Raw genomic sequence first — 21,924 nt, 5'->3', positions numbered from 1 at the left:
CACGGCGTCCCGTCCCCGACCCAACACATGGAGCTGGACCACACGGGCGCCGAGCTGCTATTCCCGGTTCTGACAGCACGCGAGGAGAAGAACCGCGCCGCCATCGCCTCCAACGAGTCGTTCGGAGGGTGGACCAGGACGTTCACCGATCCGCGGCTCGGTGTGGCGGTCGTCGACCGGCTCACCTTCGGCGGGAACATCGTTGAGACCGGCACGGAGTCCTACCTGCTCGCCAGCACCCGGGCCGCCCAAGCCCAGGACGCCGCCGCAGACTGACGTCGGCCACCATCGTTCTCCTCAGCGAGCGTGCCCCCTGGCCACAGTCGCTCAGCCGCCCGCTGTCGGCCCGCAGGTCTTCTCGAGGAGGGTGAACGACTTGGGTGCACCGCCCGGCTGCGGCTTACCTGCCTTGTGGCCGACGACCCGGTAACCGGCGTCCAGGTAGTAGGCGTTGAGGCGCGCGTTGCCAGCCAGGCAGTCCAGACGCACGAACGCCCGCCCTGCCGCAGCAACGCGGCTCTCCGCAGCACGCAGCAGAGAACGCCCCGTCCCCGGCTTGGCGCTGCTGCGGTCCACCATCAGCCGATGCACATAGCCGGCCACCGGCGGCTGCGGTCCCCAAGCGTCCTCGTCCTCCCACCACAGTTCCCAGGCTCCAGCCACGCGGCCGTCGGCCTCGGCGAGCCAGACCTCACCGTTCGCCATGATCTTGCGGAAGTGGTCCTCGTCCAGCTGGCCGGGCTGCCACTGGTCGGTGATTCCCTGGGCGAGCATCCAGCGGGCAGCGTCGTCGCGCAGACGAACGAGAGTGGCGAGGTCGGCGTCGCCGGCAAGGCGGAAGTGCAGATCGTTCACGTCGCGATCTTCGCACGGACCCGTACGAGCGCTCGACGCTGTCCCTCCAAATCGAGCGCTGGCGTTGTCAGTTGTCGTCTACATCTTCGAGCTGCCTGATCACCAAGTGCTGTCCGAAACCGTCGACAAATGTTGCCCGCTCGCGCCGCCCGCTGGGCCCGTTCGACCGGGAGCGCGCCGGGGTTCACACATGCAAGGCCGGACGGTAGATGAGCTCTTGGGTGCGGCCGTCGAGCGTGCGGCTCTCGATCAGCTCCAGGTCGAAGTCCTCCGCGCCCTGGAAGATCGGGTCCAGGCCGGTCCGGCCGGTGATCACAGGGAAGAGCGTCACCTGAACGCGGTCCACCAGACCGGCGGCCATCAGGGCCCGGTTCATCGACAGGCTGCCGTGCGAGCGCAGTGGTACCGGGGACTCCTCCTTGAGCCGGGCGACGACGTCGACGGCGTCGCCCTTGGCGACGTTCGCGTCCGGCCAGTCGAGGGGGCCCTCCAGGGTGGTCGACACCACCGTCGCGGGCAGGTTCCTCATCCGCGTGACCCACGGATCACGGACCTCGGAGTCCTCGGTGCTCGCGGCCAGCATCTGCGCGAACGCCCGGTACGTGTGGGCTCCGAAGATCATCCGCTGCTCCTCGCCGTACAGCGCCAGGCGGCGGTCGAGGAGCTCAGGTCCCTGCTTGCCCCAGTAGCCGGTCCAGTTTCCGCCGGCTGCGCCGAAGCCGTCGAGGCTGGAGAAGACGTCGAAGGTGTAGGTGACGGTCATGATGCTCTCCTCAGGGGCGGCGGAACACCTGCTTGTGGATACAGACCACCGACCACGGCGAAACTCATCGCCGCAGGCCCTCCGCCCTCAGGACGACTCCCGCACCACCAGCCCGGCAGGCAGCGTCACGCGCTCCCGGTCCGCGTCGCGGAGCGTGATGTCTGTATGGACCCGGGCCGTCGTGCGGCCCACCTCCCCACTGGCTGACGCGCTGTCGTCAGGCGGGGCGGTCACACGGTGGCGGACGCTCGGCGCCGGCGGGGCGCTGATGCGAGCGACGTCGGGGCAGGTGAACGCGGCAACGCGGACCACTGGACGGCGAGCGCGGCGAACCTCACCTCCAGAACGCCTTCGGTCAGGCCGTCACAGAGGGCCACGTACCGCGAGAAGTATCTGCACGCCGGGCGCTTCTGCTCGGCGAGTCGCCACGGGGGAGCCGACTGCCGGAGGGTCACGTCTGGGTGTGACGTGCTCGTGGCCGCAGGCCGCTGTCGCGCGTCGCTCGAGTACCTGAAGCGCGCGCTCGCCCCACCGGATGTTCTCCTTCTCGAAGAACATGCCGCGCAGCAAGGTCAAGTACAGCCCGATCCGTTCAGCGTTTGCGAAGTACTCGGTGCAACCGGCCAGTAGGCCTGACCGTCATGGCTGACTCGCCGCAGCCTTCTTCGTCCTGGTGCTCGTCGCGGTCGCGATGGTCGTGGCCGCCGTCCCGAGAGACGACGGGCGGACCCACGGACCGGCTCGGCGCCGCCACGCTCACCGCAACTCCCGTCCTGCCCCTGCTGCCCATCTCTCAAGGAGGCAGCTGGGCCCTCGTCCTTCATGTGGCACCGCGATCACAGCAGCGGTAGGCGTCGGCGGCTGTGAAGGAGTCGGCCGTGGTGAAGGCGGTCTTCACGGAAGTGGAGTGCGGTTTTCCAGAGGGGTCCTTCGGAGTGGGGGCCGGCCGGTGGGCTGGGGGTGGGCCCACCGGCCGGTGTTCAGGGGGCCTGGCGGGGTCAGCTCTGCGGGAGGCGGACGAGCATCTTGCCTGTGTTGGCACCCCGCATCATGGCCTGGAAGGCCTCGAAGGCGTTCTCGATGTCGTCAACAACCGTCTCGTCGGCGACGAGAGAGCCGTCCGCGAGCCAGCCGCCCACCTGCTGGGCGAAGTCCGGCACGAGGTGGAAGTGGTCGCTGACGTTCATGCCGCGCAGGTTGATGCGCTTGCCGATGGCGAGCGGCAGGTGCGGCGGGCCCGCAGGCAGCTCAGTGGCGTTGTACATCGAGATCGCGCCCACCAAGGCGACCCGGCCACGCAGGTTCATGGTCCGCAGGGCGGCGTCGAGGTGGTCCCCGCCGACGTTGTCGAGGTAGACGTCCACGCCGTCGGGGGCGGCTTCGGCGAGCTGCCCGGCGATGTCCCCCGCGCGGTAGTCCAGACCGACGTCGTAACCGAAGTCCACGGTCAGCCGCTTGGCCTTGACCGGGCCACCGGCCGATCCGATGACGAGCGAGGCACCGAGCCTGCGGGCGAACTGTCCGGCGACGGAGCCGACCGCGCCCGCGGCGCCGGAGATGAAGACGACATCGCCCTCTTTGACCGGGGCGACCTCCTTGAGGCTGGCCCAGGCGGTGAGGCCGGTGGTGCCGAGGACACCCAGGTATGCCTGTGCGGCGGCGAGTTCGGTGTCGACGATCTGGACGTCGGTGGCGCCCAGCAGGGCGTACTCGCGCCAGCCGAGAAAGTGGGTGACGCTCGAGCCCACCGGAACCTCGGGGACCTGCGAGGCGACGACGGTGCCGACGGCGGAGCCGGTCATGGCCTCGCCCAGTTCGAACTGCGGAATGTACGACTCGCCTTCGTTCATGCGCCCGCGCATGTAGGGGTCGACGGAGATGTAGTCGTTGCGGACGACGACCTGGCCGGGACCCGGGTCGGGCACGGTGGCCGTCTCGAGCGCGACGTCCGAGGCCCTCGGCTCGCCGACGGGGCGGGTGACGAGGTGCCATTCACGGCTGGAAAAGGACATGACGATCCTGGGGAAGGGTGCGGTGTGGGAAGGAGAGGGGGAAGTCAGCTGCCCGCGGTGACGGTGGAGACAGGTACGCCACAGAGCCCGGCCGCAAGGGCGTCGGACGCCAGCGGCAGCAAGCACTGCGGGTCCGTCGCACCCTCCAGGCCGACCACGAGAGCGATGCAGACGTCTGCGGCCTGGACCGCTTCGACCCCTTCGGCGGTGCCCGCCTCGGCGAAGAGGCCGATGAGCAGGCGGCGCAGCTCGGCGGTGAAGTCGGAGCAGATCCCGCCGAAGAGGCGTGCCTTCTCGTCGAGAAGTTCGGCCGTGTGCGGGGAGTCCCCCTGCAGTTCGAGGACGAGTCCGAGCTTGGCCGCGAGGACGCCCTGGATCCGGTCGGCGTACGGGATGGTGGTGTCGTCCGCTGCCCGGCGGGCCCGCGCGAGCGCTTGCTCGTGCAGGCGCCCGGCGAGCCGCCGGAAGGCGTCGTCCTTGCTGCGGACGTACTGGTAGACCGCGGACCGGGACACGCCCATGGTGGTGGCGATGTCGTCCATCGTGGTGCGCCGCACGCCGTACCTGGTCAGGCAGTCGTACGTCGCGGCGAGGACCTCGTCGAGCCGGTCGGTGCCCATGTCGCTCAGGCCAGCTTCTTGAGCAGCTCGGCGGCGAGCGGGGCGGAGGACGCAGGGTTCTGGCCGGTGACCAGGTTGCGGTCGACAACCACGTTCGGCGCCCACGGCTCGCCGGCCTTCACGTTCACGCCGGCCTCGGTGAGGCGGTCCTGGAGCAGCCACTTCGCCTTGTCGGCGAAGCCGCCCTGGGTCTCCTCCTCGTTGGTGAACGCGGCCACGTCGTAGCCCCGGAAGGAGTTCGTGCCGTCGGCCTTCGTGGCGGCGAGCAGCGCGGCCGGGCCGTGGCAGACGACACCGAGTGGCTTGCCGGACTCCAGCGCCAGGCTCAGCACCTTGCCGGAGGTGGCGTCGACGGCCAGGTCCTCCATCGGGCCGTGGCCGCCGGGGTAGAAGACGGCTGCGTAGTCGTCGAGGTTCACGTCCTCCAGGCGGATCGGGCTCTGCAGCTCGGTGAACGAGGCGAGGGCGGCCGCGATCTCGGCGGCGCCTTCCTCTCCGCCGTTCACCGCGGGCGCCAGGCTGCCCTTGTCGACCGTGGGGACGACGCCGCCGGGGGTGGCGACGACGATCTCGTGGCCGGCTGCCTTGAACGCCTGGTACGGGGCGACTGCCTCCTCGGCCCAGAAGCCGGTGGGGTGCTTCGTGCCGTCGGCCAGCGTCCAGTGGTCGGTGCCGGTGACGACGAAGAGGATCTTCGACATGAGGGGTTCTCCGAGGGTGCGGGTCCCGTACAGGCCGTACAGGATCGGGGGCGGTACGTCGCCGCCTCTGAGCTTCCGAAGCTCTGACACTTCGCACTCAGTACGTCAGTGCGGCGATGTCGTCGAAGGTAGAACCCCTCACCCATCGAAATCCAATAGGCTCATACATATGAGAGATAGGGATCCCGATGGACAGCCGGGAATACCGCCGCCCCACGGCAGCGGCCTCCTCGACCTGAACCTGCTGCGCACGTTCCTCGCGGTGTACCGCGCCGGCGCCTTCACCGCGGGCGCCCGCATGCTGGGTCTGTCACAGCCGACGGTGACCACGCAGATCCGCTCCCTGGAGAGCCGGCTGGGCCGGGAGCTGTTCGAGCGACTGTCGCGCGGTGTCTCCCCGACCCCTTTCGCGGACGAGCTGGCCGCACGCGTGATGGAGCCACTGGACGCCCTCGGCCCCGTCAGCGGTGCCGGCACCCTCTTCGGCGAGAGCGACGCGGAGCCCGTCCATCTCGCCGGGCCCGCCGAGTACCTCACCCACTGTGTGATGCCGACGCTGGCCCCTCTGATCGACAAGGGGGTCCGCCTGCACATCGCGTTCGGCCTCACGGACGACTTGCTGGACGCACTGCGTGCGGGCCGGCACGACCTGGTGGTGGCAACCCTGCGCCCCCGCGGCCGCGCGCTCGCCTCCGTACCGATGTCGGACGAGGAGTTCGTCCTGGTCGCCGCACCCGCATGGGCCGAACGGGTCGGGCCGCGCCTTGCGACCGAGGGCCCGGCAGCGCTGCACGGTGTGCCGCTCATCTCGTACGCCGACGATCTGCCGATCGTCCGCCGCTACTGGCGTCATGTGTTCGGCAAGCGCTTGACCTGCACTCCGGCCGTCGTCGTTCCGGACCTGAGAGCGGTCAAGGCAGCCGTCACAGCCGGTGCCGGATTCAGCGTGCTGCCCCGCTACCTGTGTGCCGACGAACTGGCCGTGGGCGCTCTTGTGCTCCTCAACGATCCGGACGACCCACCGATCAACACGGGCTTCCTCGTCCAGCGCCCCGGCTCGTCGACGAACCCGCACGTCACACTGGTGCGCGACCACCTCCTGCGCTCCGCCCACGAAGCATGAGGGCAGCGGTGGCCGAGCACGCTCCCCCTCGACTGCAGTTTCCGCGCAGCCTCTTCTTGAGCCCAAGAGATGCCTTCTCACCGGGACCGGCGCACCCAGGAACGGGCTGCGACTCGGGAGCCGGCACACCGCGTCATTCCGAGGGAATGCGAAACTCGAATTCAGGACGGTCCCACGGCACGGCGGGCGGGTTCGCGAGCGCGATCCCTGTCCGCACTGCGCCGACGCGGTGGTAGAAGTCTTTGGCAGGGAGATGCGACACCACCCTGACACGGTCGAGCCCGGCGGCACGGGCCTCGGACTGCATGTGCGCCACGAGCAGTCGTCCAATACCCCGTCCTTGCGCTTCGTCGGCGACGAACAGCAGGTCGAGCTCCGGTGGGGCGAGGACGAGCGAGTAGAACCCGAGGACCCGGCCCCCATGCTCGTCGGCACCGACGGCCACGAAGACGCGGTGGGCCTCGATGTAATCAGGACCGACCCGGTAGCCCGCGACTGCGGCTGCGTACTTCCCCTCGTAGGCACCCGAGCCACGCACGAGCCGCGTGAGCCGTTTGGCATCCCGCGCAACGGCCCTCCGAATCGTGATCGGCTGGCTGACCGGGGAAGTACGTGAACCCATCGGGAGAGTATTTCGCACCGGGGCGTGCCTTCGTGCAGCGGGTCGGCTCCACGGGCAGGCCGCGGAAGCGCGCCTGGTGTCGTGCGGCCCGACGTGGACAGGCCGGCGGAACCCGGTCGTGGTCTCGGCCTCTCCTGCCGACGCCGCCCGAGCCTCGCTCAGTTCCACAGACCAGGCATCGTCAGGCAAGGCGCAGTGGAGCAGGCTGCCACAGTCGCCGTGCCGGAGTCTGCTCAGTAATCATCAAAGAAAAGACAGAGATATGTGTCTACGGATACCCAGGAGCACGTTGCCGCGAGCAATTGTTTCGGTATCAACGAGACCGTAGCCACGGTGTGCGTCCCAGCCTCCGCCCGCGTAGCGTAGATCCTGGCACCAGCCCATTCGGGTCAGCAAGGGAAGGCCAAGATGAGTCAGGTCATCCGGCACCCTGAAGGGAAGTATCGGCCGCCGAACGAGTCGCTCCCGAGGCGCGGCAAACGGCTCTGGTCCAAGGCGAAAACCTACTGGCTCCAGAGATCGACGATGTCTCGAATTCAGCGGGAAGCGAAACGCAGGGTCCCCCTTGCCCGATGGTGGCCTCTACGGAGAACACCGGCGACCTATTTCCGGGCCTTTGCATTCATTGGCGCTTTCATATTCTTGGCCTGGATAGCACTGGCCATCTACGTCATCGTCAACGACGAGCCTGGAATCATTGAACGCACCTGCGACAAGAAGGCACCGTCGTGCAGTGCCGTCATCAGTTTCACCACACCTTTCCTCGCCTTCGCCCTGAGCGCCGCGACATTTCTCACTCTGCGACACTTCAAGACGATCAGGCGGGTGCGTCGGATCGCCAAGAAGAGTCCTCGGGATCTGGTACCCACAGCGGGGACGATAACCGGTGAGGTTGTCGGCCGGGAAGAGCTTTGCTCGGTGATAGCACAGGCCCTTCGCAACCGTCGCTGGCGTCGGCCGTACGTGATAGTCGGCGGCGTGGGCAGCGGAAAGACAGCCGTGCTCGTGCAACTGACACAGGTACTGGCGGAAAAAGGAGCGCTCCCCGTTCCCATCCATCTTCGGAGAACCGACCTCGACAGCGGAGATCTGAATTTTAGCGAACTGGCTAAAAAGCGTTTCTGTGATCTGATCGACCCAGGGGTTATTTCCAGACAACAGGCTGAACGTGTCTGGCGACAACTCTGCATGGACGACAAGGCCGTGATCATCGCAGACGGACTCGAGGAGGCATTCAGCGACGACGAGCGGCAGGCGGACCGGGACGGCTTGATCCGCCGCGCCATCGAACGAGCGGAGCAACAGGGAATCCCGCTGGTGATCGCCTCACGCCCGCACGCCGCGGTCGAAGGCACACGGGCAGCAGTGATCGATCTCGAGCCCCTCAGTGATGAGGCCGCGCTCGCTTACCTGGGACAGCAAGACTGTGGTGCGGAGGAGCGGCGCCTCGACTGGATCGTGGAGACGGCCGCGGTCGCCGAGTCGCCTCTGTATCTGCAGGTCACACGTCAGCTTCGACAGCACCAACTGCTTGAGCATCATGAAGGCGCCAACGATCGGGAACAGATAGATACGAGGAAAGGTGACCGTGCGGGAATTCGAGTGAGACTCATGGAGTCATGGGTGAAAGCGTTGGTCGACGGGCATCTACGCCACCGCTTCGACATCCCGCTGGAACGGCGCCGGACAACAGTAGAGGTCATTTCGGCCATGGCCTGTATCGGCCTGCTCAAGGATCGGCAGGAAGTCGACTTCGATGAAGTGATCAACTGGAGCGGCAAGAAGAAGGGGGCATGGTACCCAGAGGTCCGCTATCCATGGATTCTCGAGGAATTGAGAAGACGAGTCAGTCAACTGCCGGAGCGTGAGGCTTCAGAGTCCTGCTGGCGAACTACCCTGTCGCGGTTTGCGGCGGAAGGGGAGCAACTTGGCCTGGTCGAGGCGTACAGCTATAAGGTCAGGTTTCCGCACAGCATTCTCCAGGCTTACCTCGGCTCCAGTTTCCTCGACATCGTCCAGCAAGATTCTGAATCCGCCCTCAAAGATTCTCTGACCGACCCGGGACGTGAACTCCTCATCTCCTTGATCATGCGCTCGCGGCGCAATGGGGGCTCGCAGCGCAATGGGGAAATACCTCCTCAGCGATCCACGGTCGACCTGCTCGTCAATGCTGCTGAAACTCGCCAAGACGACAAGGCATTCGATCTCTATGCCGCAGCATTGGAGATAGATACCGGTAAGAAAAACGACTCGCGGCACAGAGACATCGCCAGAAGGCTTCGGGAACGCTGGCCCGAACTCAAGGATGGCGACACGAAGACGCTCAACGAAGCGAAACTGAGGCTCGTGCAGCGCTTCGGCGAGGCCGCCCGCCGACTGGACGAAGCAAGCAAGCGGCCGGATGCCGAAACGTGGGAGAAACCGGCTTATGCCGATTTGATGAGAATCAGCTGGAAAGAGGCCGGCTACCCCGTCAGGCTCGCCATCGCCCAGGAAATTGGTGCTGGAGGGGACAACGCGTTCGACGCGCTGCGTCAGCTGTTTCCGTGGCCGGCCAAGAAGGAGGACTCGGACTCTGACAATTACGATCCGTGGGAGCAGTACAAGAAGGCCATGGCCGACCAGAAGTACGAGGAGGGCTTGGAACGCGAGAAGAAGCTCAGCCCTCCAGCACCGCAGCAGACGGAGAAGCCGACCGACAGAGTCGAGATCTGGCGCCAGTTCGTCTCAAGGGGATGGCTGGTTCCCATGGTGGTGGGTTCGGTGGACGCCGACCGGAGGAGTGTGGCCAGGGAACGATTGGACCTCTGGCTGCAGCATTTGGCCCCCAATGCCGGGACAGGAAGTGCCGACCTCCCCATATCTCTGGAGATTGCGCTCGCCCAGGGATTCAAGGGCGCTGCGAACCGCCGAAGGCGGCACCCTGCAACCTCCAACGAGACCCGCGAGTTTCTGATCGAGCAGGCGGAACGCATGCTCGCGCACGCGCGCTACTGGTACTCGCAGCTCACGCTGATCCACGCGTTGTGTCTGTGGGAACTGCCGGACAGCGGCGACGAACCGGATGGCGCGGAAGGCGGAGGCCGAGTCGGCATCGAGCCGCTTCAGGCGGTGGAGCGCTGGCTGAGTATGGCCGGCAGTGAGCAGGCTTCCGGTGATCGGCCTGCGGACGAACTGACGGTGAGGGGAGGAAAACGCCTGCACCCCTTCGTCGCCGAGGCCGGGGACCTCGCGGCGCTGGCGCTGCAGACCGGGCATCCCGAGCGATTCATCTGGATCGACGAGACGGGGGCCACTCTGAAAATCGGCTCGAGTCCCGCAGATCCGACGGTCTATCGCAAACACAACCTCTGGATCCCACCGTCAGTGGGGTGGAGCACGCTGCACCCGCGGGCCCAGCAGCTCCTCGCAGACGTTCTGCTCCTGCTCAACCTGACAGAACGGGACGGACTTCTGATCGATGAGCGGCTGCAGCGGACCAACCGGACCGAACTGCCGCCCTGCCTCAAGTCGGATCGGACAGTTCTCCATCCCGAGCGAACGGTCGGCATGCCGCGTACGGCCGAGCCCGGCACGTGCTGTCTGCGCGGCTGTAAGTTCGAACTGTGTCCCTACCCTGCAAAGGGAGAACAACCAGCTGGTGAGCTGCGTGAGCCCTTCTGCAGGCAGCAGCTGGCACTTGTGGCACGGGGAGCGCTTCGGCGCAAGAGGGCAGGCTGGCAAGGCATGAGCAACCGCGAACTGCGGCGGTTCTGGAGAGCAATGGCAGAACGAACCCGCACGCCCTCGAAGTAGGCGTCGGCGACTCGTCCTCCGTACGACGCGAAATCCAAGGGCGCGGCGATCCAGGTGTTACCCGGTCCGCTGGTGTCGGTCGGGCGGGTCTCGACCAGACCGAAGCGTCGCAGCCTGTCGGCATCGGTTACGCGGGCAGCAGGGCCGCCGGATCGGTGCCGGGTAACCGGATCGCCGGGTGCACTTCCAGCACGAGGGGATCACAGTCACCGACTGGCAGGCCCAGCCGACGACTTGGACAAGCCGGGCCACCACGCAGGCTGTCGGTCAACCCGCTCTCCCGGCCGCATCCGGGTCTCCGGCGCCGGACCGGACAGTTCGTCACCACAGGTGAGCTGGACACGGTCGGAGCGTAGCCGACACGGACCCGCCAGGGCGTCCTCACCGTCCCCCGCACCCGGCCGGCCTCGACATCGGTCATCCTCCTGACAGAGCCCCCTACCGCACCCGATAATCGGCGCGCGCGGCACGAAGGGAGGACGCGGTGAGCGAGGCTCGATCCGACCGGCTCGGCGCCGTGATCACGGACCTCGACGGACATGCCCGCGGGTCCGGCTTTCTGGTCGCCGCGAACCACGTGCTGACGTGCGCGCATGTGGTGGCGGAGGCCCTCGATGCGCCCGCGTCCGGGGACCGGCCGCAAGGGCACGTCCTGGTGCGGCTCCCCGGGTCGTCGGCGGAGCGCAGGGCCGAGGTCGTACCCGGCGGATGGCTGCCGTGGCGGCCGGGCAGCGGAGATCTCGCCGTACTCCATCTCGTCGACCCCACCGAGCACAGGCCTCGTCCGCCGAGCCGGGAGCGGGCCGAGGCCGGGGCCGTCGTCGAGATCTGGCATCCGGATCCCGAGGGGCCGGATCGGCGGTGGAGGGCGGTCGTGCTGGACAGCCCCGACCCCGGGTCGACGGCGTGGTCCCGGCTGAAGTTCCCGGGACCGGTGCCCGGACCGGGGGTCAGCGGCGCGGCGGTCTGGGACCGGGACGGCAGGGGGGTGGTGGGCATCCTCATGGCGAACCCGGGCCATGAGGACCGGGCGTCGGGCTGGATGCTCCCGGTCGGCGAGGCGCTCGACCTCGTCCCCCTGACCACCGTACGCCCGAAGTACGGCGAAGGAACGCGCCCGAGCCGGCTCACCCTGCGGGAACTGGGCGAACTGGTCGACGCGCTGCTGGCCGTTCGGCTCGAGCCGATGGAACTCGATCTGATCCTGGGCCACTTGCGTCCCGCGCTGGCCCTCGGCGTGCCCCGGTACTCCGCGGCACGCCCGCAGGCCATCGCGCTCCTGAGGACCTGCGCACAATGGCCGGACGGACTGCGCACACTGGTGGCGGCCCTGCGCATGCTCAAGGCCGCCGGCCCTGAGCTGGAGACGTTCGCGGCCCTGGTGGACAAGATGACCTCGGAGCCGCTCCTGCTGCCGACCGAACGGACCGAACTGCACCGGCTGTTGACCTTCGTACCATCCCGGGTGCCGGGCGAGAACCTCCTCGAACGCGCCGTGGAGCTGGAGGACAGCACTGCCCCGCCCGGCGGCCCCGTCGCCCTGCTGGAGTTCGTCTCCGAGGTCGCCGCCCGCGCCGATCCGCCGGTACGGGAGGCACTGCTCGACTGGCGCGGCGGCACGGCCGAGCGCCTGGGGCCGAACGCCGTGCCCGCACAGCCGCCGGCCGGGTCCCCCGAAGCGCCGTGGGTGCTGACCTTCCTGCTGCAGAAGGCCGCCTGGGACAGCGCACGGTTCGAACTGTCGTCGTGGCTGCTGCGCGGACCGGACGACGAGGCCGTGCCCCTTCGGGGCAGCAGCGAGCCGATGTCGCTCGACACCGTGCGGGCAGCGGTCGGCGAGACACTGGAGGAGGTCACCCGGCTCGGCTCCCACGCCGACCGCCTGCGGGTCGAGTTCGTGCTGCCTCCCGATCTCCTCGAACTCCGCGTCGAGGAATGGCCGGTGGACGGTGCGTCCGAGGGCCCGGCCCTCGGCATGCTCCATCCGGTCGTCGTCCGCGTTCCGCATGTGCGTCGCGACCCCGACTGGCGCACACGTTGGCAGGAACTGCGGACCCGCACCCTGGGCCGGACGTGGGTCGAAGGCGGTGGTCGGCGGGTCCTGTGCCTGTCCCTGGGTGGCGTCGAGGGCGAACCGTCGCCCCAGGCATCCCGGGCGAGGCTCTGGAGCGAGATCGTGGCGGCCGGCGTACCGGCGGCACTGTGGTCACGCGACGGGGCCGCCGAGACCGACGCACGGATCGAGGAGCTCGCCGCGGACTCGACCCTGTCCACCCTTCCCGAGAAGATCCTGGAGTTACGCCGCGGTGAGAGTCCGTGGGCGCAGTCGATCGCTCTGCTCTACGACGATCCGGACTCCGATGTGTCCGACCCCCCGCACCTCCCCCTGATGTCGCCATGAGTGCCGGGGTGAGCCAGGCGGACAGTGCCCTTCTCGGTGTCCTGCGACCGTTCGCGAGCGGGGACTTCGACCTCTGTCTCGTGGTGGACGACGCGCCCTCCATGGAGATGTGGCGCGACAACCTGGCGCAGTTCGCCTCCGTCACCCGGCGCGCGTCGTTCCGCAGCGTCAGCGTGCACCGTCTCGACACGTCCGCGCCCGGGAGCCTTTTGTGCGTCGACCACGACGGCGGTACGTCCCCGGCGAGCGACCTCCTCGGGGAACCCGCCCCCGGTCGTGTGCTGTTGCTGGCGACCGACGGACTGGGAGCGGCCTGGCGGGACGGCCGGATGTCCCAGCTGCTGGGCGCGTGCGCCACCCACACTCCCCTGGGCGTGATGCAAGTGCTGCCGCAGCGCCTGTGGTACCGCACCGGCAACCCCGTCGTCGAGGTGGAATGGCGCGCGGACGGGCCCGGCACGCCCGCCGCGGATCTACGCCGCAGACCACCGGGCCCGACCGCCGGACCGAAGCCACCGGTCGACGACGCGGTGCCGCTGATCGCCCTGGACCTCGCCGCCCTGGGGACATGGGCCCGGCTGACCGCCGTCGGTGGCGGTGTCTGGCACCAGGGGCTGGGACTGCGCCTGATACGGCCGCTGTCGCCGGTGCACCCGACGCCTCCGGCCGACGGGCAGCACCTCGTCCGCCTCTTCCAGCGCACCGCCGAGCGTGACTCGGTCCGGCTCGCCGCACTGCTCGCGGTCGCACCGGTGATCACGGTGACGCTGCTGCGCGGCATGCACCGCCGGCTGCTGCCCGACCGCGGAGACTACCCCGTCGCCGAGGCGTTCCTGAGCGGCCTGCTCAGCCCCGCGCCCGCCGCCACCGGGATGACCGAGCCGGCCTACGTCTTCCAGCCGGAGGTCGCCGAAGCCCTCAGGGCGACGCTCCCTCCTGCGGACGTACAGCGCGCGATGAGCGTCGCGGAGGAGTTCCTGCCGCCCGGAGCCTGGGACGGGGCCCGAGTCTGGCCCCAGGCCTCCCACGGTCAGCGGGCGCAGCCCGGACAGCGGGACCGCGGCGCGGAGTTGAAGGCCTCTCACAATCATCTCCCCTCCCGCAACGGTCATTTCACCGGCCGCGCGGCACTGCTGCGGGAGTTGCGCGGCAAGCTGACGGCCGGGACCGGCCCGTGCGTGCTGTACGGCACCGGGGGCGTGGGCAAGAGCCGGACCGCGCTGGAGTACGCGTATCTCCACCAGGGCGACTACGACTTCGTCTGGTGGCTGGAGGCGACCGACGCCGTCAAGCTCACCCAGTCGTTGGAAGCCCTGGGCACGGCCCTGGGCATCGAGCCGGGACCCTCAGGCGCGCCACCCGTGCAAGCGGTCCTCGACCGGCTGCGCCGCGGACGGGTCCGCAAGGGCTGGCTGCTGGTGCTCGACAACGCCGAGACCGTGGACAAGATGGGCCAGCTGCTGCCGGACGGCGACGGACATGTCATCGTCACGAGCCGTACGTTCAGCTGGACGCGCCAGGTCTCCGACGTCGTGCCCGTCACCCCTTTCGAGCGCGCGGAAAGCCTCTCGGTGCTCCGGCGTCTGGTGCCGACGCTGCCCGAGGCGGACGCCGATGACCTGGCGGAGCGGACCGGCGATCTGCCGCTGGCCGTCCTGGAGATCGGGCGGTTCCTGTCGGAGGTCGGCCCCAACGTGGCCGCGTATCTGGCGGAGTTCGACGAGCTGTGCACCATGCTCCTCCAGGAGGGCGGTCTGCTGGGCTACCCCGTGCCGCTCGTGGCGAGCTGGCGGGCCACCCTGGATGTGCTGGAGAAGGACATGCCCAGCGCGGTCCAGCTCTTCCACCTGCTGTGTCATCTGGGCGTAGGGCCGGTGTCGCAGGATCTGCTGTTCGCCGCCGTGGGGCGGGGGATGCCTCCCGGCCCCGGAGCGGTGCTGTGCCGGCCGGTCCCCCTGCAGCAGGCATTGCGCCGACTCTGTGACGCCGGCCTGGCCACCCTGGACAGAGCCATCCACACCGTCGAGGTCCACCGGGTCCTCCAACTCGTCGCGCGTCAGCGCTTCATGGAACCGAACCAGCGCCAGGAGGCCGACGAGGCGGTCCTGTGTCTGCTCGCGGCGGCCATGCCCGCCTCACTCTCCGCCCCCGGTGCTCCGCAGCTCGTCACCGAGATCGTCCGACGCCTCAACCTCGCTCCAGCCGTGGCGAGCGAACGCCCGGAGGTGAACGACCTCGTGCTGGTCGCCGTACGCCACCACAAGAACCGCGGAGACCTCCAGGCCGCCCGCATGGCGGCCGAACTCGCGGAGAGTGTCTGGCGGAACGGCCCCCGGGCCCGGACGGACCGGCTCAAGGCGGTCTCGCACTGCATGGAAAGCTCCTCGCACCCCGCCTGACCGACCAACCATCCCTCGGCCGACACCAGTTGAGCGACAGGAGACACCCTTTGCGTCCGCTGACCGACAATCCCATCAGCCGTCCCGAGGACGACGCCTTCCACTTCGAGCCGTACGTCACGGTCCTGCACGAGGCTGTCGCCGAGGCCAGGCCGCTGCCGCTCACCGTGGGCGTCTTCGGCTCCTGGGGAGCGGGCAAGTCGAGCTTCCTGAAGCTGTGGGAGAAGCGCTTCACGAAGGACGACGTACGCACCATCTGGTTCAACCCGTGGAAGTACGACCGGAAGGTCGAGGTCTGGGCCGCGCTGCTGCACACGATCCTCGCCGAGCTGGAGCAGGAGGAGAAGCTCAAGGACAAGGCGCTCCGGCTCGCCAAGGCAGCGACCTGGCTGTCCGTCAGGGCGGGCCTGGGAGCGGCGGCCGCGCTCGGCACGGGCGGCGTCATCAAGGGCGAGGCCGTGGACCAGATGCTCCAGGACATCTCCGTACGGGACTCCGAGCAGTACCGTCAGATCAACAGCTTCGAGTCCGATTTCGCCTCGGCCGTCAGGGAGTTCGTCGGCCCGGAGGGCAGGCTCGTGGTCTTCGTGGACGACCTCGACCGGTGCACGCCGGAGTCCGCCATGACCGTCCTGGAGTCACTGAAGCTGTTCCTGGCGGAGACGCAGTGCGTGTTCGTGCTCGCGCTGGACCTTGACGTGCTGGCGGCGGTGGCAACGAACAAGTTCGGCGACGCCCTCAAGGGCGCTCCGCCGGAAGTCGTGTCGGGCATGGCCTACCTCGACAAGATCGTCCAACTGCCCTTCTTCCTGCCCGACGTGGGCTTCGACACCCTGCGGGCGGCCTACGCCACGGCCGTTCCCGACCTCGCGGACTCCGACTTCTTCTGGGGCCTGCTGCAGACCAGCCTCGGCGGCAACCCCCGGCGGCTGAAGCGCTACCTCAATGTGCTCAGCATGGCGCTGTCCGTGTCCCGGGCCCAGCACAGCCGCGCCCTGACAGCGGACTTCTCGCTGCGCCTCGCCATCCTCCTGATCATCCGCACCCGGCATCGCGCCTTCTTCCATCTCCTCGCCGCCGAACCAGAGACTTGGCGCATCCTGACGAGCTACTTCGACCGCGCCCAGGCGGAGCCGCGCAACGCGGAGTCCTACCGGGCCGGATTCTCCGCCCGCCTCAGGGAGTTCACCGAACACCCCGAACTGGAGAACCTCCTCACCTACGGCGGTCACCACCGCGTCACACCGCCGGACGGCCCCGAAGTACGGGCGATGATCAGCACACTGCGCAACACGGCGGGCCCGGATAGCGCCGACTGACTCGCCGGACCGAGCACCGGGTTCGGGGCGCCGGTCGTCGATCGGTCAGTCGATCGGTCGTCGCTACCGGGCGGTCTCCAACTCGGGCGCTGCAGACCGGCGAGGCAGCCGGTGTCCGGGGCGGTCCGCGTGTCGAGGAACGAGGTCGCCATGCGGAGACGCGGGTGTGGCGGTCGAAGTGTCGGCGGAACCTAGAGGGGTCGCCGAACCCCCTCCTTTTCGGCGGCGATGCGCTCGTCCGCGGCACCCCTGACCAGCCGCTTGAGTGGACGACGGCCCGCTGACCGTGGTCGGTCGACTGCGCTGGGTCACCGCCGTTCCCGGCCCCCGTGTCCACCCGCAGCGATGGAACCCCGAACGAGCTGCCGGGATCACTGCGCCTGGTCGTGACGGAGTTGCGCCGCTTTGTGGGCCTCCTATTGTGGAATCAGCGCCACTCGGCAGATCCCTTTCGCTGTCGCAGTGCGGTGTGACCCGCGAGCAAGGGGGCCGATACGTCGGGCAGTGGTCCCGAATCCCGATGGACCTGTCAGCACTGACTCAGGAGGCGGGGATGCTCAGAGCTCCGCTGCAGACGCTGAAGAAGGATGACAAAGGACCCGAGGTCAGGGCTCTGTACGCGTATTTGCGGCAGCTGGGTTACGCGACGCACGCCCCCCGTGACCTCGACCGTTACGACGAGCCGCTGGCGGACGCGGTACGCCGGTACCAGGAGTTCTTCTCCCTCGAAGCCGACGGAGAGGTGGGCAAGGAGACGCTCGCGCAGATGCGCAGCCCGCGTTGCGGCATGCCGGATCTGTTGCCCGGAGCCACCGTGGTGCCCAGAGCCGTGCCCACTGTTCGCGCCTGGCCCCGTACGGACCTGACGTACGGGTTCATCCGGCTCACTTCCGACCTGCCACCCGCACAGGTCACCTCGGCCGTCTCACAGGGCTTCGCGACCTGGGCCGCCGTAACGCCCCTGACATTCAGGCGCGTTCCGCCGTCATTCGCCGTCAGCGGCGCTCTGCAGACACTCGCGCTGGCCGTCCGCCTCGGCGCTGCCTTCGATCGTGTTCAGGCACAGGCTGTGCAGGCGCTCGCGCGGCTGTACCGCGTGGACATCCTCCTCGGCTTCCTGGTCCGCGACCATGGCGACCCACCCGGCTTGCTCGGACCCCCGCCCTTCGACGACAACCGCCTCGTGCTGGGCCACGCATTCCCGCCGCCCGCCGCGCTGGCACCTGAGCTCTTCGCCGGCGACGTGCACTTCAACGAGGCTCCCAAGTGGACCAACAGCCCAGGGCTGCTGACCGACCTCCAGGCCGCTGCGGTTCACGAGATCGGGCATGCCCTGGGCCTGGGGCACACGACGACCGACGTGGACTCGGTGATGACTCCGTTCGGCGCGGCGAAACGCCAACTCTCCACGGCGGACATCGAAGCGATCCAGTCCCTCTACGGATCTGCCCCCTGACCCGTCGACGGCTTCACGCACCGTTTCAGGGGCATTCATGATCAGCAGATCGAGCACGGAGTAACTGGCCCTAACAAAGCCTCTGGACGTGGCGGTGGGTGATCAGGCAGACGGCGAGTCCGAGGAAGGCCTCGTGGATGTCGTCGCGTCTCTCCCAGCGGATCCGTAGGCGGCGGAAGCCGTGCAGCCAGGAGATGGTCCGCTCGACGACCCAGCGGAACGTGCCCAGGCCGGTGCCGTGCGGTTGTCCCCGCTGGGCGATGGCGGGGCGGATCCCGCGCTGTCGGAGGAGCCGGCGGTATTTGTCGTGGTCGTAGCCGCGGTCGGCGAAGAGCATGTCGGGCCGCCTGCGCGGCCGGCCGACAGCCCCGGCCACTGCCGGGATCTTGTCCAGCAGGGGCAGGAGTTGGGTGATGTCGTTTCGGTTTCCGCCGGTCAGTGACACCGCGAGCGGGATGCCCTGGCCGTCGGTGATGATGTGGTGTTTGCTGCCCGGCCGTGCGCGGTCGACCGGGCTGGGGCCGCTTTTGGGCCCCGTCGTGCGGCCCGGACGTGGGAGGAGTCGATCACCGCCCGCGACCAGTCCAGCTGGTTCTTCGACCGCAGCTTGTTCAGCAGCAGCTGGTGCAGCTTCTCCCAGACACCGGCCTCGTTCCACGCGGCAAGGCGCCTCCAGCAGGTCATGCCCGACCCGAAACCGAGCTCCTGGGGCAGGTACTCCCACTGGATGCCGGTGTGCAGGACGAAGAGGATCCCGCACAAGGCCTGGCGGTCGGGCACTCGAGGCCGCCCTTCCACCTGTTTCGGCGGTGGCTCGGGCAGCAACGGCTCGATGAGCGACCACAGTTCGTCCGACACGATCCACGGCCGCGACTGACGCTTCCCCATGACCACATCAACGAACGATCAAGCCGACAGTCACATGATCAACCCGCTTTTGTTAGAGCCAGTAAGACTCCAGGCGGCGCGGGGCCGCATGGGACTCTCCTCACCGAGCCGTCGAGCCGGCCGCGGCGGCAGGCCGGGTGTCCGCCGCCTCATCCGCGTCGGAGCGGCCCGGAAGGCGCTTACCGAGGGCGACGAAGAACAGCACCAGACCCGCCGTCAGCAGGATGTGGCCGAGTCCGGACACCAGGCCGGCGGCCTCGCCAAGGGGGTGGCCCAGCACCGTCAGCGTGCCGCGGACGGCCATCATGACGACGGTCACCACCAGCCCCGCGTTGTACGTCCAGTAGAACCAGCCGAACAGCGGGCTCGAGGTCAGCCCGAACAGCTTCTCCAGTGCGAGCACCACAAGGAAGAACAGCATCCCCAGGGCGATGACGTGAGTGTGCACGACCGCGAGCTGCGTGTCGCCGGTGAAGTCCTTCAGCTTTGTCAGCTCGCGGTAGTACAGGCCGCTGACCAGGCCGACGATCATGTAGACATGGGCCGTGTTGAGGATCTTCCGCACGTGTAACCACTCTCGGATGCAGGTGAGTTGACTGCCGCTACGCTTGCACGCCCACCACCGGTGATCAACAATGGGCTCGGCAAGGACCCATAACCTGTGGCTAATCGCCGGGCGGTACGACGTGGAACTGCGGGACATCGAGATATTCCTGGCCCTCGCCGAGGAGTTGCATTTCAGCCGTACCGCCCAGCGGCTGCACGTCACCCAGGCGCGTGTCAGCCAGTCGGTCAAGCATCTGGAACGCCGAATCGGCGGCCGGCTCTTCCACCGCACCAGCCGCAGCGTCCAGTTGACCCCCCTCGGGGAACAGCTGCACCGGGACTGGGAGGCCGGCTACCGCAGGATCATGCAGGGCGTCGATGCCGCCACCGCGGCCGCACAGGGCCACGCCGGAGTCCTCACGATCGGCACGACTGGGCCGCACTTCTGTGTGGTCAAGGGCGCCATCAGGCTGCTCCAGGCCCGTCACCCGGCCGTTCAGCTGCAGCACCGCGAGATCCAACAGCCGGCCCCACTGGATCTGCTTAACTCAGGCGAGGTCGACGTGGCGCTGCTCTGGCTGCCGGTCGACGACCCGAGCCTCACCGTCGGCCCGGTCGTGCACACCTCCCCCCTCCAGCTCATCGTCGCCGCCACCCATCCCCTCGCCCAAAGGGAGTCGGTCCGGCTGGAGGACTTCGCCGACTGCACCTTCGTGACCGGCCGGGGCCTTCCCCCGTCCATGGAGGACACGTTCATCCCCTTCCACACCCCCTCCGGCCGTCCCGTTCCCCGCGGTCCAAGGGTCTCCACGGGGCACGAAGTCCTGAACGCGGTCGCCTCCGGGCACGCTGTCGGCACAGTCACCGCCGAGGCCCGCGACTTCTACAACTGGCCCCACCTCGTCTTCCTCCCCGTCACCGACGCCCCGCCCACCCGCTGGGCCCTCGTCTGGCGGGCCGACGGGGAAACACCCCTCATCCAGGCCTTCGCCCAGGCCGCGGCGGACTCGGCACCTTCGTGAGCACGCCTGTGCTGTGCGGTCCGGTCGTCGAAAAGTGCCAGGTGGTCATAGAGGCTCAGCCGTTCACAGCAGGCGTTACTCGCTGACCGTCACCTCGGCGGAGTCCCGTACAGCGCGAGGAAGCGTCAGCTCCGACGGCCGGCGCGCCGGTCGAACCCGCCGTTCGGCCAACGCAGTCCACCCGATCCACGCACCCAACGGGCGTTCATGGTGGATCATCCGTGGCTTCCGGCATCGTCACTCTCCAGGAGGTATCCCAGATGTCTTTCCCGGTCCCTCGCCGGCAAGGCCCCTCGGGCTCGCGCGGGGCCGGGGGGCCTGTCCTCGCAGGCCGCCCCGGAACGACGGGACGGTTCGCCTAGCGTCCTCGCCCGGGCGGGCAGGCCCTCCGGCTATGTCGTGGACACCGGATGCAAGCGGCGGGGCCCTGCCCGCGGGCCTCCACCCTGGCGCAGAGTCCGGGGGTTCATGGCCTGCTGGGCGGTGGGCGGGATCGTCGGCCGGATACGGGACCGGCTCGCTGGGCGGATCCGCCGGGGTAGGTGCCCCGCCGGTAGGTGCACGGCGGGCACAGGCCTGCGGCGTCGGGCTGTCCGCGCTCGGTGCATGGCGCCGCTGGTCGCTCAAGCGCCGCGGCCCCAGAGCACGCCGGCGCTCCCGGCAGCGCCGCACCGTTTAGCGACCTCGTCCGCGTCGCGCTCCTGCATCGCCCGGGCGGAGGCCGTCTCAAGCGGGCAAGTGCTCCCGCAGCCCCTACGAATCTTGCCCAGTTACCCGTACGCGGGAAACAATCGCGGCATGTCCAGCGACCGTCTCATGCGCATCCACAGCGCCGAGTTCCAGGCCATGGCTGAAAGGGTCCTGCGTGTCACCGAACTTACGTCCCGCCTGAACGTCCTGCCCTTCGAGGACGAAGCGGGCAAGGCCGAACTGTGGGAACAGATCCTCGGCAGGCCGCTGCCGCCGAGAGTCACGATCTATCCGCCGTTCTACACGGACCACGGTCTGCACCTCGACCTCGCCGAGCGCGTGTTCATCAACCAGAACTGCACGTTCCTGGACTACGCCGGTATTCGGCTCGGCGAGCGCGTGATGGTCGGCCCGAAGGTCACCTTCATCACCAGCGGCCATCCGGTCGATCCTGAGGAGCGGCGGCTGTACCTCACCGGCGCGCCCATCGACGTCGCAGAGAACGTGTGGATCGGTGCCGGTGCCACGATCCTGCCCGGCGTCAGCATTGGCCGTGACGCCGTGATCGCCGCCGGCGCGGTCGTGGCCGATGACGTTCCACCGGCAAGCCTGGTGGCCGGCACCAAAGCCACCGTACAGCGACGGTGGTGACGGCCTCTCCGGAGTCACACGGACCGAGGATCTTGGGACGTTACGCCGTCGAGGAACGGGC

The 21,924-nt window shown here is 68.5% G+C and carries 17 protein-coding genes and 1 pseudogene; 9 read left to right on the top strand and 9 right to left on the bottom strand.

Features of this window, described 5'->3' with window-relative positions; all coding sequences use genetic code 11:
• Window positions 1–24: 24 nt before the first annotated feature.
• Window positions 25–276, top strand: a pseudogene (locus tag RKD23_RS38195) (ATP-binding protein); the annotation flags it as partial.
• A 51-nt stretch (window positions 277–327) separates the two neighbouring features.
• On the opposite strand, the gene RKD23_RS38190 reads toward RKD23_RS38195, so the two are convergent.
• From RKD23_RS38190 to RKD23_RS38165, 6 genes are all read right to left on the bottom strand, one after another.
• The gene (locus tag RKD23_RS38190) at window positions 328–855 is read right to left on the bottom strand and encodes a GNAT family N-acetyltransferase (protein ID WP_424857937.1); all 528 of its coding nucleotides are present in this window, start codon (window positions 853–855) and stop codon (window positions 328–330) included.
• Window positions 856–1,039: 184 nt separating this feature from the next.
• Entirely contained in the window at window positions 1,040–1,618 is a 579-nt protein-coding gene (locus tag RKD23_RS38185) for a dihydrofolate reductase family protein (protein ID WP_424857936.1), read from the bottom strand.
• A 363-nt stretch (window positions 1,619–1,981) separates the two neighbouring features.
• On the bottom strand, window positions 1,982–2,176 hold the full coding sequence (locus RKD23_RS38180) for a hypothetical protein (protein ID WP_424857935.1): 195 nt from the start codon (window positions 2,174–2,176) through the stop codon (window positions 1,982–1,984).
• Window positions 2,177–2,616: 440 nt separating this feature from the next.
• Window positions 2,617–3,630 carry an NADP-dependent oxidoreductase gene (locus RKD23_RS38175; protein WP_424857934.1) on the bottom strand — a complete coding sequence of 338 codons (1,014 nt, stop codon included), beginning with the start codon at window positions 3,628–3,630 and terminating at the stop codon, window positions 2,617–2,619.
• A 44-nt stretch (window positions 3,631–3,674) separates the two neighbouring features.
• Complete coding sequence (locus RKD23_RS38170) at window positions 3,675–4,250, bottom strand: TetR/AcrR family transcriptional regulator (protein ID WP_424857933.1); 576 nt, start codon at window positions 4,248–4,250, stop codon at window positions 3,675–3,677.
• 5 nt (window positions 4,251–4,255) lie between these two features.
• Window positions 4,256–4,951, bottom strand: a complete 696-nt coding sequence (locus RKD23_RS38165) for a type 1 glutamine amidotransferase domain-containing protein (protein WP_424858431.1) — start codon at window positions 4,949–4,951, stop codon at window positions 4,256–4,258.
• Between the two features lie 169 nt (window positions 4,952–5,120).
• Here RKD23_RS38165 and RKD23_RS38160 point away from each other — a divergent pair, with 169 nt between their 5' ends.
• A complete protein-coding gene (locus tag RKD23_RS38160) occupies window positions 5,121–6,074 on the top strand; it encodes a LysR family transcriptional regulator (protein ID WP_424857932.1) in 954 nt (317 codons plus the stop codon).
• Window positions 6,075–6,207: 133 nt separating this feature from the next.
• Here RKD23_RS38160 and RKD23_RS38155 read toward each other — a convergent pair whose 3' ends face one another.
• Window positions 6,208–6,696, bottom strand: coding sequence for a GNAT family N-acetyltransferase (locus RKD23_RS38155; RefSeq protein ID WP_424857931.1), 489 nt, complete (start codon window positions 6,694–6,696; stop codon window positions 6,208–6,210).
• 408 nt (window positions 6,697–7,104) lie between these two features.
• On the opposite strand from RKD23_RS38155, the gene RKD23_RS38150 reads away from it, so the two are divergent.
• The 5 genes from RKD23_RS38150 to RKD23_RS38130 all read left to right on the top strand — a co-directional run bounded on the left by RKD23_RS38150 (window position 7,105) and on the right by RKD23_RS38130 (window position 18,066).
• A complete protein-coding gene (locus RKD23_RS38150; protein WP_424857930.1) occupies window positions 7,105–10,491 on the top strand; it encodes an NACHT domain-containing protein in 3,387 nt (1,128 codons plus the stop codon).
• 484 nt (window positions 10,492–10,975) lie between these two features.
• Window positions 10,976–12,892, top strand: a complete 1,917-nt coding sequence (locus RKD23_RS38145) for an effector-associated domain 2-containing protein (RefSeq protein ID WP_424857929.1) — start codon at window positions 10,976–10,978, stop codon at window positions 12,890–12,892.
• On the top strand, window positions 12,889–15,291 hold the full coding sequence (gene fxsT, locus RKD23_RS38140) for an FxSxx-COOH system tetratricopeptide repeat protein (protein ID WP_424857928.1): 2,403 nt from the start codon (window positions 12,889–12,891) through the stop codon (window positions 15,289–15,291). The genes RKD23_RS38145 and fxsT overlap by 4 nt, the downstream gene beginning before the upstream one ends.
• Window positions 15,292–15,341: 50 nt before the next feature.
• On the top strand, window positions 15,342–16,610 hold the full coding sequence (locus RKD23_RS38135; protein WP_424857927.1) for a KAP family P-loop NTPase fold protein: 1,269 nt from the start codon (window positions 15,342–15,344) through the stop codon (window positions 16,608–16,610).
• 520 nt (window positions 16,611–17,130) lie between these two features.
• Window positions 17,131–18,066: a matrixin family metalloprotease gene (locus tag RKD23_RS38130; RefSeq protein ID WP_424857926.1), complete on the top strand. Its 936-nt coding sequence runs from the start codon at window positions 17,131–17,133 to the stop codon at window positions 18,064–18,066.
• A gap of 70 nt (window positions 18,067–18,136) precedes the next feature.
• On the opposite strand, the gene RKD23_RS38125 is transcribed toward RKD23_RS38130, so the two are convergent.
• Window positions 18,137–18,954, bottom strand: a protein-coding gene (locus RKD23_RS38125; protein WP_424857925.1) for an IS5 family transposase whose coding sequence is annotated in 2 segments (ribosomal slippage) — window positions 18,137–18,603 and window positions 18,603–18,954 — 819 coding nt in all. Because the reading frame shifts where the segments join, the coding sequence is not laid out codon by codon here.
• Window positions 18,955–19,054: 100 nt separating this feature from the next.
• Entirely contained in the window at window positions 19,055–19,519 is a 465-nt protein-coding gene (locus RKD23_RS38120) for a DUF2871 domain-containing protein (RefSeq protein WP_424857924.1), read from the bottom strand.
• Window positions 19,520–19,640: 121 nt separating this feature from the next.
• On the opposite strand from RKD23_RS38120, the gene RKD23_RS38115 reads away from it, so the two are divergent.
• Both RKD23_RS38115 and RKD23_RS38110 read left to right on the top strand, forming a co-directional pair.
• The gene (locus RKD23_RS38115) at window positions 19,641–20,522 is read left to right on the top strand and encodes a LysR family transcriptional regulator (RefSeq protein WP_424857923.1); all 882 of its coding nucleotides are present in this window, start codon (window positions 19,641–19,643) and stop codon (window positions 20,520–20,522) included.
• 798 nt (window positions 20,523–21,320) lie between these two features.
• A complete protein-coding gene (locus tag RKD23_RS38110) occupies window positions 21,321–21,863 on the top strand; it encodes a DapH/DapD/GlmU-related protein (RefSeq protein ID WP_424858430.1) in 543 nt (180 codons plus the stop codon).
• Window positions 21,864–21,924 lie beyond the last annotated feature (61 nt).

It is taken from the genome of Streptomyces sp. SAI-170 (assembly GCF_049739565.1).
In the GTDB taxonomy this organism is placed as follows: Bacteria; Actinomycetota; Actinomycetes; order Streptomycetales; family Streptomycetaceae; genus Streptomyces.
Note: the sequence above shows the minus strand (reverse complement) of the source record. Positions and strands in the feature narration are given on the sequence as shown.